Raw genomic sequence first — 13,168 nt, forward strand, 5'->3', positions numbered from 1 at the left:
ACACCCGACTGCGGGGCTCCGGCTACGCCCGGCGAAGATGTCGTCATGAGCAACCCTGCCCTGCCCACGCGTGTTGTCGTCACCGGTGCCACCGGCAAGCTCGGTCGCGCCGTGGTCGCGCACCTGCGGGCCGTGGGCGTCGACGTGCTGGCTGTGGACCGCGCCGGTGGCCGCGACCCCCGCGACGTGGACGGCGAGTTCCTCCTCGTCGACCTGACCGACTACGGGCAGGTGGTGGAGGCGTTCACCGGGGGCGCCGACGAGCACGCGGGCGGCGTCGACGCGATCGTGCACCTGGCGGCGGTGCCGGCACCCGGGCTGATGTCGAACGCGACCACCTTCGCGAACAATTCCGCCGCGACGTACAACGTCTTCGCGGCGGCCAGGGCGGCCGGGATCAAGCGGGTGGTGTGGGCGTCGAGCGAGACGGTGCTCGGGCTGCCGTTCGACACCCCGCCGCCGTACGCGCCGGTCGACGAGGAGTACGCGCCGCGACCGGAGTCGACGTACTCGCTGAACAAGGCACTTGAGGAGGAGATGGCGCGGCACTTCTGCCGCTGGGACCCGGAGCTGGTCATGGTGGGTCTGCGCTTCTCCAACGTGATGGACGTCGAGGACTACGCGCCGTTCCCCTCGTTCGACGCTGACCCGGCGCTGCGCCGGTGGAACCTGTGGGGCTACATCGACGCCCGCGACGGGGCCCAGGCGGTCGAGCGGGCACTCGTCCACGACCAGCCCGGCGCTGATGTCTTCATCATCGCCAACGCCGACACCGTGATGACCAGGTCCAGTGCCAGTCTGATGGCCGAGGTCTATCCGGGTGTCGAGGTCCGCAGGGAGCTCGGCGAGCACGAGACGCTGCTCAGCATCGACAAGGCGCGGCGGGTGCTGGGCTACGAGCCGCGGCACTCATGGCGAGACCACGTGGACACCACCGGCCGCTGACGCGCCGACCTGCGCGTACATCTCGGTCATTCGCGAGAAGTCGTCGTCGCCGTGCCCGGTGCTGATCGCCCGCACGGCGGCGGCGCGGGCCGCCCGGACCATGCCGGCGTCGATTCCGTGCTCGTCGGCGGCGTCGATGATGTGGGCCATGCTGGCGGCGGCGGAGGCGATGGCGGAGACGTCGGCGGCGTGATCGTCGGCGGCCAGGCGACGGGCCATGTCGTCGATGAGTTCCGGTAGCAGGCCCCCGATCGCTCTGGCGTACGGGGCGAGCGCGGTCGGGCTGATCCGCTCCGCACGGGCCAGAGCGAAGGCGTGGGCGACGCCGCTCATCGCGGTCCAGAAGACGTCGAGCAGCGCGATGTCGTGAGCGGCGGCGCGGTCGGGCTCCGGTCCGAGCCAGTCGGCGGCGCCGCCGATGCTGGCCAGCGTCGCCCGGTGGGTCTGCCAGACGTGCTCCGGGCCGCTGTAGAGCACCAGCGCGTCCGGCCCGCCGATGGTGGGGGCCGGGGTCATGATCGCGCCGTCGAGGTGGTGCACGCCGTGCGAGCCCGCCCACTCGCTCATTTCCCGGGCGCGACGCGGCGTGTCGGCGGAGAGGTTCACCAGGGTACGGCCCTTCAGCGCGGCAACGGCCGGTTCGACGATCTCGTGGACTGCCGCGGAGTCGATGACGCAGGCGAGCGTCAGAGGGCTGGCCCGGACCGCCTCGTCCACGGTGGTTGCTCGCCGCGCGCCGCGGGCGACGAGTGGGTCGGCCCGGGCGGAGGTCCGGTTCCAGACGGTGGTGCGGTGCCCGGCGGCCAGCATCGCGCCGGCCAGTGCCTGGCCCATCGGTCCGAGTCCCAGAACGGTGACCGGGGGACGGACGTATTCGGACATGGAGGCGCTCCTCAGCGAGACGGGATGGATGGCGCCGCACCGTTCGCGGATCGTTCGGCGGGCCGGTCCCATCCTCGGTCCGCCGAGCGTGACGCATCAAGTACCTACTATTTCCTCAGGTACTTACCTTTTGGTCAGGCGAGCGCAACAGGCGCCGATCCCTCTGGGATTGGGGCCGCCCTGGAAGCGTCAGCGGGCGGCCTGGTAGGCGCGGCCGACGGCGGTCGCCGTGCTGCCGGTACGGAAGAGCCCGGTCTGGTCCTTCTCGGTGGCGGGCAGGCCGAACCAGGCGTACCGGTGCAGCCAGGACAGGCCGCCCAGCATTCGGGTCGCCGCGGTGAGGAACGCGGCCTGCTGTGCCTGGGTCGGGAACGCAACGCCGTTGGAGAAGTCGATCAGGGCGAATTCGGTGAGCCAGATCGGCAGCCTGTAGCGGTCGTGCACGGCCTGGAGGTACGACCTGAGCTGGTTGACCGCGTTGGCGGTGTTGAAGTCGCCGCCGTACCAGTGCAGGGCGATGAAGTCGACGCGGTAACCGCGCTGCTTCGCGCCGGTCATGAAGCGTTCGAGCCACTCGCCCGGCCGGTCACCGCCCCAGGCCACCGCCGGGCTGCCCAGCGGAAGGCCGGTGGCCTCCAGTTGCGGCCACAACTCTAGGGCCTGCTCCACGGTCATGTTGGCCTGACCACCCATGTCCGGTTCGTTGAACCCGAGCAGCTGTCGGCCGTTCTTCTTGGCCTGTTGCAGGTTGCTGGCGGTGACGCTCTTCGCACCCCAGATCATCGGGACGAACTCGGCGCCCTTCGGGCTGGTGACGCCCTGGTGGGCCACGTCCCAGGTGTAGTACCAACTCGCCCCGGAGCTGGCCAGTGCCTGGCTGACGCCGTCGAAGGTCCACACCCCGACGCCCTTGCGCTTCGAGGTCACCGCGGCCGCCGCCGGGGCGACCGGGCGCCCGGTCGTCGGCTTCGCCACTGGCGTCGGCGTCGGGGTCGCCCCCGCCGGACTCGCCGTGGCGGCGGGCGTGGTCGCGGTCGGTGGGCTCGGCGCCGGGCTCGTGGGCGCAAGCGCGTCGACCGCCTGCGTCGCCGCGGGGGCGGGCACCGGCCCGGTCGGTTGGACCGCCACGACCACCCCGGTCACCAGTACGACGACCACGGCGGCCACGGCGAGCGGCCACAGCAGACGCTTCGCGCCGAGGGGGATGCGACTTCGCAGCCCACCTCGGCGGTCCGCGTGGGCGCCTCGGGTGACCGTTCCGGTGTCGGCTCGGCCGGGACCGGTTTCGTGCATCGTTTCCACTCCTTCACGTGGTCGCACCGCTACTCGGCGGAGAGGTGGTGGTTGATCGCCACCGGTGCCTCCCATCAGGAGACCGGCCCGCCGCGCCGGGATAACAGTTTCCACCGCCGGGAGTCGGCGTTGATCGCCACCCATGCGCCTGTTCGGATCCGAACACAGTGAACGTCTTCACTTGACCACAACGAGCGCGTAGCCTGCCTGAAACGATTCATTGGCGGGAGCGTCGCTGACGGCCCGTCCACGGTCACCCACTGGCCCAGCCACCACCAACCAAAGGATGAGGACCAGGAATGATGCGCACATCGCGGCGCCGCGCCGCACTTTCCGCGCTTCTTGTGCTGCTGCTCGGCGTGACGCCGATGGTGGTGCCAGGACCGGCCGCCGCCGCCCCGGCCGCCGCCCCACCGCTCACGGCGACCGGGCTGACCACGGAACGGGCCACCAATCCGATCGGGCTGGACGTGGCGAAGCCCCGCCTCGGCTGGCGCATCGAGGGCGCCGTCCGCAGCGTGATCCAGGAGTCCTACCAGGTGCGGGTCGCGACGAGCGCGGCCCGACTGAACGACGCCGACGTCTGGGACAGCGGCCGGGTTCGCTCGCGGGACAGCACCCTCGTCCCGTACGCCGGACCGCAGTTGCGACCCCGTACCCCCTATGTCTGGCAGGTTCGGGTCTGGGACACCGCCGGCCGCGCCTCCGAGTGGAGCACCCCCGCGTCGTGGGAGACCGGCGTCCAGGGTGGTGCCGGCTGGGGGGCCGACTGGATCGGGATGCCGTCGCCCACCGAGTCCTGGACCGATTACACGGTGCAGACGACGGTCCGGCTGGAACGCGACGCCGCCGGGATCTACCTACGCGCCCGTGGCCCGTCGAACGCGTACATGTGGCAGTTCTCCATCACCGGCGGCAGCGCGAAACTGCGCCCGCACGTCCGGGTCAACGGCGCCTGGACCCTGCTCAAGGAGGTGCCGCTGGGTGGGGTCGTACCGGCCGACAAGCTGACCGCGCCACACACCCTGCGCATCACCGCGGCCGGTGACACCTTCACCACCTGGGTCGACGGAACCCAGGTCGACGTCACCCAGAGCAGCGCGCACCGGGCCGGCTCGGTCGGCCTGCGCACCAACGGCGTGGAGACCGGCGTCTTCTCCGACTTCTCGGTGACCAGCGGCGGCGGCGACACCCTCTACGCGGCCCCGCTCACCGACGGCAGGAATCCGTTCGGGGCGGGCACGGCCACCGCGGGCGGCCTGCGGGTCACCGGCGACACCGAGGCCATGCTCGCCGCACTGGACGCGAACCCGCTGCTGCGCCGAGGTTTCCGGGTCAACGGTACGGTCGCCCGGGCCCGCGTCTACGCCACCGCGCTCGGTGTCTACCAGTTGTCGCTCAACGGCCAGCGGGTCGGCGACCACGAGCTGGCACCCGGCTGGACCGACTACGCCAAGCGTGTGCAGTACCAGGCGTACGACGTGACCAGCCAGCTCCGCTCGGGCGACAACGCCCTCGGCGCGATGCTCGGCGACGGCTGGTACTCCGGCAGCATCGCCTGGTTCGGCAGCGACATCTACGGCTCCCGGCCGCACCTCAGCGCCCAGCTGCAGATCGACTACACCGACGGACGCACCGAGACGATCGGCACCGATGGCTCGTGGCGTGTCACGGCCGGGCCGTTCCTGCAGAGCGACCTGATCCACGGCGAGACCTACGACGCGCGGCGTCTGCCGGCCGGCTGGGACACGGCCGGGTTCGACGACAGTGGCTGGTCGGCGGCCACCGTCGACGACGTCGACGCCACCAACCGGATCGTTGCCCAGGTCGACCCGCCGGTGCGGGTCACGCAGGAGCTGCCGGCGCGGGCGCTGACCGAGCCCACCCCCGGCACCTGGATCTTCGACCTCGGCCAGAACATGGTGGGCAAGGTGCGGCTCAAGGTCAACGGCCCGGCCGGCACGACGGTCCGGATCCGGCACGCCGAGGTGCTCAACCCCGACGGCACCGCCTACACCGCCAACCTGCGCAGCGCACGGGCCACCGACCTGTACACGCTTCGCGGCGGCGGGGACGAGGTCTACCAACCCACGTTCACCTTCCACGGCTTCCGTTACGTCGAGCTGACGGGTCTCCCCGGCAAGCCCGACCTGTCGTCGGTGACCGGCCTGGTCATGCACACCGACGGGGAACTCACCAGCGAGTTCGAGACCTCCAACGCCATGGTGAACAAGCTGCACAGCAACATCACCTGGGGGCAGCGCGGCAACTTCCTGTCGATCCCGACCGACACTCCGGCCCGGGACGAGCGGCTCGGCTGGACCGGTGACATCAACGTCTTCGCCAACACCGCGACGTTCAACATGGACAGCCTGACGTTCCTCACCAAGTGGCTGCAGGACCTGCGGGACGCGCAGTCGACCAACGGCGCCTACCCCGACGTCGCACCCCGTGCCTGCTGCGGGGACGGCGCGACCGGCTGGGCCGACGCCGGCATCACCGTGCCGCACGCGCTCTGGCAGCGCTACGGCGACACCCGGGTGCTCGAGGACCACTACGCGTCGATGGTGAAGTACGCGTCCTGGCTGGAGAGCACCAGCTCGGGCAACCGGCGTACCAACGCCGGTCCGTACCTCGACTGGCTCAACCTCGACGACCCGACGCCCGCCGGCGTCGTGGGCACCGCCTACTACGCCTACAGCATCCGGCTGCTCGCGGAAATGGCCGGGGCCCTCGGCAAGGACGCCGACGCGGCCCGCTACACGGCGCTGGCCAAGGACATCGCGCAGGCGTTCGTCGACGCGTACGTCGCCGCCGACGGCACGGTGCAGGGCGACAGCCAGACCGGGTACGTGCTGGCCATCGGCATGGGCCTGCTGCCGGACCCGCTGCGGGCCAAGGCCGCCGACCGGCTGGTCGCCAACGTGCAACGGCACGACTGGCACCTCTCCACCGGCTTCCTCGGCACCCCGGACCTGCTGCCGGCGCTGAGCGCCACCGGGCACCTGGACGTCGCGTACCGGCTGCTGCTCAACGACACGTACCCGTCGTGGGGCTACGAGATCGCCAAGGGCGCGACGACGATCTGGGAGCGCTGGGACTCGATCAAACCCGACGGCAGCTTCGGCGACGTGGGGATGAACTCGTTCAACCACTACGCGTACGGCGCGGTGGGCGACTGGATGTACCGGACCGTCGCCGGCATCCAGCCCGACGCCGGCAACCCCGGGTACTCGCACCTCACGTTCGCCCCCCAACCGGGTGGCGATCTCACCTCGGCAAAGGCGTCGTACCGCTCGGCCTACGGCACGATCGGCAGCGACTGGAAACTCGACGCGCGCGGGGACATGCGGCTGAGCCTCACCCTGCCAGCGAACACCACGGCGACCGTACGCCTCCCGGCACCCGGCCGGAACGCGGTCACCGAGGGCGGCCGGCCGGCGGAGCAGGCCGACGGGGTGCGGTTCGTGCGGATGGACGGCACGGTCGCCGTCTACGAGATCGGGTCCGGCACCTACTCCTTCGCCATCGACCGGGTGCTCGGCGACCTGGGCGACGCCGGCGACACGGCCCGGGAGTTGGTGACGCTCACCAATGAGCTCGCCGGTGCGTTGGGTCGGTCGACGGCCGAGTACCTGCGGGGCCGGTTCGGTCGACTTGGTGCCGAGACGACGGCGGCACGGACGGCGTACCTGGCGGGCAACTCCCGTTCCGCCGCCGGGGACGTGCACCGGGCGCTGGCGACCGCGGCCGACACGACCCGCTGGCTGCGGACCCAGGTCGCCGCGGGCCGCATCACGCAGGCCCACGCCGACCGGTTCACCGTGCTGCTCACCCGGGTCGACCAGCGGCTCTCCGCAGCGTCGTCGACCCTGGTCGGCGCGGTGGCCAAGCTCGACCTGCCGGTGGGGGAGCGGCTGCCCGGTGACGTCGTCCGTGCCACCGTCACGGTGGCCAACGGTGGGCGTGACCCGCTCACCGGGGTCACCTCGGACCTGCGGGCACCGGACGGCTGGACGGTGACCCCGGTCGGCAAGCAGACCACCACTGTCGCGCCGGGCGGCACCGTGAGCCATCGCTACGACCTGCGGATCCCCGCTGGCCAGGCACCGGTGAGCGCTTCCGTCGAGGGCTCCGTCAGCTACCGCCACCGGGGCGGCACCGCCACTGTGCCCGTCGCGGGAACTGTCGACGTCATTCCGGCGGTGGAGATCGTCTCGGTGGCCTCGACCCCGGCCGACGTCACGCCGGGCGCGGCGACGACGGTCGGAACGGTGTTGCGCAACCGGGCCGGCGTACGGGTTGCGGGGCAGCTCACCGTCACCGCGCCGGATGGCTGGCGGGCGGCACCGGCCACCACCGGTTACGACCTCGCCCCCGGCGCGGAGACCACCGTGTCGACCGTCGTCACCGCGCCGGTGTCGGTGACGGAGGGGCCAACGGAGATCACGGTGGCCACCGGCGACACGGCGGTGCAACGGCGCACACTCGCGCTCCCGGTGCGGCTCGACAACCCGCCGCCGGGTGCGTCCGACCACGTCGACCTCGGTGACGCGGCCGCCGAGCAGGCACACCGCCTCGCCGCCTCGACCTACTCGGCCACCAGCACCGAGGCCGGGCTGACCCGCCGGTACACCGACACGACCCGTCCCGGTGGATGGTTCGAGTTCGACCTCGCCGTCAAGCCCGGGGAGCCGTTCGTGCTGCGGGCCCGGGAGACGTACGACGGGGCACAGTTGAAGGACTACGAGGTGGTCGTGGACGGGGTGTTGGCACACGCCCGCTCATGGCGACGCATGGCGGGCGGTGCGGGCACGGTCAGCTACCAGTTCGTCGTCGACCTGCCGGACGCGACCCGCGACGGCGTGGTGCGGGTGCGGTTCCAGGACACCGGCGACGGCTACGACCCGTCGATCGCCGACGTCTGGGCCACGGCCGTACCGTCAGCCTGACGTTCTGGTCCAGGAGCCGGGCGGGCCTCCCGCCCGGCTCCTGCGTGAACGGGGAGTGGCCGTCGGTCGACGAGGGGTGGCCGTCGGTCAGGGCCGGGCGCGCCGGGGTTGGTCGCTGGAGCGGCGTACGACAAGCTCCGGCTGGAACACCACATGCCGGTGCCGGTGCGTGTCGCCGGCCTCGGCCTCCTCGAGCAGCAGTTGCGCCGCGGTGCGGCCGAGCTGGTCGCGGGGTTGGCGCACCGACGACAGTGGCACCGCCGCCGCGTCGGCGAACTCGATGTCGTCGTAGCCGACGATGGCGACGTCGGCGGGCACCCGTAGGCCACGCGCGGTCAACTCCTGCAGCACGCCGAGCGCGATCAGGTCGTTGGCGCAGAACACCGCGGTGGGGCGCTGCCTGGCCGGCAGCGCCAGCAGTTCCTCGGCGGCGCGCCGGCCGGCGGCGACGGTCAGGTTGCTGGTCACCGCCACCCGGAGCTCGGCGGTGCTGCCGCGTTCCTCCAGCGCGGCGGCGGCCCCGGCGTGTCGGTCGGCGACCTGGGCGATGGAGAGCGGCCCGCCGAGGTAGGCGATGCGATGGTGGCCCTGGTCCAGCAGGTGGTCCATGGCGAGTCGGCCCCCGAGGACGTCGTCGACCGCCACCGAGCAGCGGCTCGCCCGGCCGGCACCCCGGTCGACCAGCACCACCGGGATGCCCCGGTCGATGAGCTTGTCCAGGGTGGGCTGCGGGCCGTGTCCGACCGGGGTGATGAGCACGCCGCGGACCCGCTGCTCCTCCAGCAGCTCCAGGTGGCGGCGCTCACGGGCGCTGTCCTCGCCGCTGTTGCAGACGACGAGCATGGCGCCAGCTTCCTCGATCACCTGCTCGGCGCCACGGACCACGTCGGTGAAGAACGGGTTGGCCACGTCCAGGACGACGATGGCGACGGTGCGGCTGTGCCCGGCACGCAGTTGACGCGCGGAGTCGTTGCGGACGTAGCCGAGGCTGGTGATGGCGTCGAGCACCCGCTGGCGGGTGGCGGGGGCGACCGTGTCGGGTCGGTTGAGCACGTTACTCACCGTGCCGAGGGAGACGCCGGCGTGCCGGGCAACCTCCTTGATGTTCGCCGTTGCCATGGCTCCCTCAATGCCTCGTGCGGTGGTCGCGGTCCCGCGCCCGGCGCCGAGCGGCGCGGTCGCGGTGATCTCCCGGAAGGCCGGTCACGCAAGGCGTGGGCCGGCACGACCAGGTCGCCTCGGCATTCTATAGCGGCTAAAACGTTTCATCCATTCGGCGGAAGGTGCCGCGCGTCGGAGCGTCGGCGGGCGGGCCAGCGCGGAGTGGTCGAAAACCCGGACCGGCAACAGGGAAGAAATAGCGAGGAAACTCTTGACGCTTTCGAAGGCCGGCCCCTACCGTCCATGGACGACACATGAAACGATTCAGGAGGGGTCGGATGACCGCCGAAGCACCAGGCACGGACCGCGCTCCGCTGCTGGTCCTCGACGGCGTGACGAAGTCCTTCGGGGCCGTCGCCGCGCTGCGCGGGGTGCACCTGGCGCTGCACTCCGGTGAGGTGCACGCCCTGGTCGGCGAGAACGGGGCCGGCAAGTCCACCCTGGTGAAGATACTGGCCGGCGCGCACGCACCGGACGCCGGCGGGATGACCCTCGACGGGCAGCCGCTGCGCCTTCGCGGCCCCGGCGACGCGCGGGCCGCCGGCATCGCCGTCATCTACCAGGAGCCGACGCTCTTCCCGGACCTGTCGGTGGCGGAGAACATCTTCATGGGCCGGCAACCGCTGCGCGGCCTGCGCCGCATCGACACCGCGGCGATGAACCGCGATGCCGAGCGGCTCTTCCAGCGGCTGGGCGTCCGGATCGATCCGACCCGCCCCGCGCGCGGGCTCTCCATCGCCGATCAGCAGCTCGTCGAGATCGCCAAGGCGATCTCCTTCGACGCCCGGGTCCTGGTCATGGACGAACCCACCGCCGCGCTGTCCGGTGTGGAGGTCGAGCGGCTGTTCGCGGTCACCCGGTCGCTCTGCGAGCGCGGTGCGGCGGTGCTGTTCATCTCGCACCGGTTCGACGAGGTGTTCGACCTGTGCCACCGCATCACCGTGCTGCGCGACGGTGCCTGGGTCTCCAGCGATCACGCCACCGACCTCACCGTCGACGAGGTGGTGCGACGCATGGTCGGTCGGGACGTCTCCTCGCTCTTTCCCAAGCAGGACGCCGAGCTGCGGGACACCCTGCTCGAGGTCCGAGGGCTCACCCGCACCGGTGTCTTCGCCGATGTGTCGTTCTCCGTACGGGGTGGCGAGATCGTCGCCCTCGCCGGGCTGGTCGGCGCCGGGCGCAGCGAGGTCGCCCGCGCCATCTTCGGAGTGGACCGTTACGACGCGGGCGAGGTGCTGGTGGCCGGCCGAGCCGTCCGGGCGGGTAACCCGGGCCGGGCGATCGCCGCCGGCATGGCGCTGGTCCCCGAGGACCGTCGCCAGCAGGGCCTCGTCATGGAGTTGTCGGTCGAGCGCAACGCCACCCTGGCCCGCCGCCGGGCCCTGAGCCGGCTCGGCCTCCTGTTCGGTGGCGCCGAGCGCACCGAGGCCCACCGTTGGACGCGGCGGCTGCAGGTGAAGGCCGCCCGGCTCGGAGCGCCCGTGGCGACCCTCTCCGGCGGCAACCAGCAGAAGGTCGTGCTGGCCAAGTGGCTGGCCACCGAACCACGGATCCTGATCATCGACGAACCCACCCGTGGCATCGACGTCGGCACCAAGTCCGAGGTGCACCGCCTGCTCTCCGAGCTGGCCGGCGAGGGCCTGGCCATCCTCATGATCAGCAGCGAGCTGCCCGAGGTGCTCGGCATGGCCGACCGGGTTCTCGTCATGCACGAGGGGCGACTGGTCCGCGAGCTGTCCCGGGCCGAGGCGGACGAGACCTCCATCATGTTCGCCGCCACCGGTCAAGGAGCGACCGTATGAGCCTCACCGACGCCGACGCGCCCGAGCGGGCCGCCGGGAACGCCCCGACCGACCCCGGCCGGCAGCGCCGTGGCCTCACCGAGCGGCTGCTGGCCGTACGCGAGCTGAGCCTGCTGATCGCACTCGGCCTGCTGGTCCTGGTCACCACCCTGCGCAACGACCGGTTCCTCAGCGGCCAGAGCGTGAAGGACCTGCTGCTGGGCTGCGCGATCCTGGTGATCCTGGCGGTCGGCCAGACCCTGGTCATCGTCACCCGCAACGTCGACCTCTCCGTCGGCTCGATCCTGGGCCTGGTCGCCTTCGCCACCGGCACGCTGTTCGTCTCCGCGCCCGGCACCCCGTGGCCGGTGGCGCTCCTCCTGGGCGTCGCGCTGGGCGCGCTGTGCGGGGTCGTCAACGGTGGCCTGATCGCGGTGGCCCGGGTGCCCGCCCTGGTCATCACCCTCGGCACCCTCTACGCCTTCCGCGGCGTCGACTACTACTGGGCGTCCGGGCGTCAGATCAACGCCGCCGACATGCCCCCGTCGTTCCTGCGGCTGGGCAACCAGACGGTGCTCGGCGTACCCGTGCTGTTCCTCGTCGCGTTGGTCGTCGTCGCCGCCATCGGCTTCTACCTGCGGTCCTACCGCAGTGGCCGGGAGCTCTACGCGATCGGTTCCGAACCGGCCGCGGCCCGGCTCTCCGGCATCCCGGTGGGCCGGCGGGTGTTCGCCGTGTTCGTCGCCAACGGCGCGCTCGCCGGCCTCGCCGGCGTGCTGTACGCGGCCCGGTTCGGGACCCTGGACGCAGCCGCCGGCACAGGTCTGGAGCTCCAGGTCGTCGCAGCGGCCGTGGTCGGCGGGGTGGCGATCTTCGGTGGCAGCGGCAGCGCCTACGGCGCGGCGCTCGGCGCCGTGCTGCTGACCACGATCGGCAGCTCACTCGCAGTCCTGCGTATCGACCCGTTCTGGCAGCAGGCCGTGGTCGGCGCACTCATCCTTGCCGCCATCGGGCTGGACCGGCTCCTGGCCCTGCGGGTGGCGGCCCGGCTCCGAGGGAGAAGCGCCCATGGCGCATGACAGCCTGTACGCGGCACCGCCCACCGCCGAGGCCGAGCCCGGCGCGGGACGCCTCGCCAGCCTGCGCGGGCTGCTCGGCTCCTGGGACGCGGTGATCGTCGCCGCTCTCGTGGTGGCCGTGCTGGTCGCCGGAGTGACCGTGGAGAACTTCGCCACCGGTCGCAACGCCCAGTTCCTGCTGCTCGATCTGGTGCCGCTCGCGCTCATCGCGCTGCCGATGACCCTGATCGTGATCACCGGCGAGATCGACCTCTCGGTGGCCAGCATGGTGGGCCTGAGTAGCACCCTGATGGGCCAGCTCTGGCTCTCCAGCGGGCTGTCCCTGGAGCTGATCTGCGTCGCCGTGGTGCTGCTCGGCGCGGTGCTCGGCGCGGTGAACGGCCTCTTCGTGACCGGCTTCGGCCTGCCGTCGCTGGCGGTCACCATCGGCACGCTGGCCCTCTACCGGGGGCTGTCCTTCGTCGTGCTCGGCGACCAGGCCGTCGCGGACTTCCCGGCCGACTGGACGGCAGCCATGGTGCGCAACATCCCCGGCACGTCCGTTCCGGTCGTGGTGGTGCCGCTGCTGCTGCTCGCGGTGGTCTTCGCGGTCGTGCTGCACGCCACCCCGGCCGGCCGCGCGCTCTACGCCATGGGCAACAACGACCAGGCCGCCACGTTCACCGGTGTCTCGGTGGCCCGGACGAAGTTCTGGCTGTTCGTGGTCTCGGGTGCCGTGTGCGGGCTGGCCGGCATCTTCTGGACCCTGCGCTACGCCAGCGCCCGTGGCGACAACGCCACCGGCCTGGAGTTGACCGTGGTGACCGCCGTACTGCTCGGCGGTGTGTCGATCTTCGGCGGTCGGGGTGGTCTGCTCGGCGTGCTGGCTGCCGTCCTGCTCCTCGGCGTGCTGCGCAACGCGCTGCAGCTCGCCGACGTCGACGCCAACGCGCTGACGATCGTCACCGGCACCCTGCTCATTGCATCCGTCGTCCTGCCCAACGCCGTCGCGGACGTCCGCGCCCGGCTGCAGCGTCGACGACAGCGGCACCCCGTCGTGCCGTGACCTCCCCCGCGTACCACCCACCCCCGGAAG

Annotated in this window: 8 protein-coding genes; 5 read left to right on the forward strand and 3 right to left on the reverse strand. The window is 71.9% G+C overall.

The window, feature by feature from the left end:
- Positions 1-45 precede the first annotated feature (45 nt).
- On the forward strand, positions 46-945 hold the full coding sequence (locus ABZS37_RS02590; RefSeq protein ID WP_355165042.1) for an NAD(P)-dependent oxidoreductase: 900 nt from the start codon (positions 46-48) through the stop codon (positions 943-945).
- On the opposite strand, the gene ABZS37_RS02595 is transcribed toward ABZS37_RS02590, so the two are convergent.
- A complete protein-coding gene (locus tag ABZS37_RS02595; protein WP_355165043.1) occupies positions 910-1,827 on the reverse strand; it encodes an NAD(P)-binding domain-containing protein in 918 nt (305 codons plus the stop codon). The two genes, ABZS37_RS02590 and ABZS37_RS02595, sit on opposite strands and share 36 nt — an antisense overlap.
- A gap of 189 nt (positions 1,828-2,016) precedes the next feature.
- Positions 2,017-3,120, reverse strand: coding sequence for a glycoside hydrolase family protein (locus ABZS37_RS02600; protein WP_355165044.1), 1,104 nt, complete (start codon positions 3,118-3,120; stop codon positions 2,017-2,019).
- Positions 3,121-3,419: 299 nt separating this feature from the next.
- On the opposite strand from ABZS37_RS02600, the gene ABZS37_RS02605 reads away from it, so the two are divergent.
- Positions 3,420-8,072 (forward strand): family 78 glycoside hydrolase catalytic domain, encoded by a 4,653-nt coding sequence (locus ABZS37_RS02605; protein WP_355165045.1) that lies wholly within the window; start codon positions 3,420-3,422, stop codon positions 8,070-8,072.
- A gap of 87 nt (positions 8,073-8,159) precedes the next feature.
- Here ABZS37_RS02605 and ABZS37_RS02610 read toward each other — a convergent pair whose 3' ends face one another.
- Entirely contained in the window at positions 8,160-9,191 is a 1,032-nt protein-coding gene (locus ABZS37_RS02610) for a LacI family DNA-binding transcriptional regulator (RefSeq protein ID WP_355165046.1), read from the reverse strand.
- A gap of 320 nt (positions 9,192-9,511) precedes the next feature.
- Here ABZS37_RS02610 and ABZS37_RS02615 point away from each other — a divergent pair, with 320 nt between their 5' ends.
- From ABZS37_RS02615 to ABZS37_RS02625, 3 genes are read left to right on the forward strand one after another with little or no spacing between them, the layout of a single operon-like run.
- Positions 9,512-11,035: a sugar ABC transporter ATP-binding protein gene (locus ABZS37_RS02615; protein ID WP_355165047.1), complete on the forward strand. Its 1,524-nt coding sequence runs from the start codon at positions 9,512-9,514 to the stop codon at positions 11,033-11,035.
- Positions 11,032-12,093 (forward strand): ABC transporter permease, encoded by a 1,062-nt coding sequence (locus ABZS37_RS02620; RefSeq protein ID WP_355165048.1) that lies wholly within the window; start codon positions 11,032-11,034, stop codon positions 12,091-12,093. Before ABZS37_RS02615 ends, ABZS37_RS02620 begins: the two co-directional genes overlap by 4 nt.
- Positions 12,083-13,138 carry an ABC transporter permease gene (locus ABZS37_RS02625; protein ID WP_355165049.1) on the forward strand — a complete coding sequence of 352 codons (1,056 nt, stop codon included), beginning with the start codon at positions 12,083-12,085 and terminating at the stop codon, positions 13,136-13,138. Before ABZS37_RS02620 ends, ABZS37_RS02625 begins: the two co-directional genes overlap by 11 nt.
- The last annotated feature ends 30 nt before the right edge of the window (positions 13,139-13,168 follow it).

Origin of the sequence: Micromonospora sp. NPDC005413 (genome assembly GCF_040606435.1) — a bacterium.
Classification (GTDB): Bacteria; Actinomycetota; Actinomycetes; order Mycobacteriales; family Micromonosporaceae; genus Micromonospora.

Excerpts from the sequence above, each read along its gene's own strand:
- ABZS37_RS02590 (WP_355165042.1), top strand. The coding sequence starts at position 46 with ATGAGCAACCCTGCCCTGCCCACGCGTGTTGTCGTCACCGGTGCCACC.
- ABZS37_RS02595 (WP_355165043.1), bottom strand. The coding sequence starts at position 1,827 with ATGTCCGAATACGTCCGTCCCCCGGTCACCGTTCTGGGACTCGGACCG.
- ABZS37_RS02600 (WP_355165044.1), bottom strand. The coding sequence starts at position 3,120 with ATGCACGAAACCGGTCCCGGCCGAGCCGACACCGGAACGGTCACCCGA.
- ABZS37_RS02605 (WP_355165045.1), top strand. The coding sequence starts at position 3,420 with ATGATGCGCACATCGCGGCGCCGCGCCGCACTTTCCGCGCTTCTTGTG.
- ABZS37_RS02610 (WP_355165046.1), bottom strand. The coding sequence starts at position 9,191 with ATGGCAACGGCGAACATCAAGGAGGTTGCCCGGCACGCCGGCGTCTCC.
- ABZS37_RS02615 (WP_355165047.1), top strand. The coding sequence starts at position 9,512 with ATGACCGCCGAAGCACCAGGCACGGACCGCGCTCCGCTGCTGGTCCTC.
- ABZS37_RS02620 (WP_355165048.1), top strand. The coding sequence starts at position 11,032 with ATGAGCCTCACCGACGCCGACGCGCCCGAGCGGGCCGCCGGGAACGCC.
- ABZS37_RS02625 (WP_355165049.1), top strand. The coding sequence starts at position 12,083 with ATGGCGCATGACAGCCTGTACGCGGCACCGCCCACCGCCGAGGCCGAG.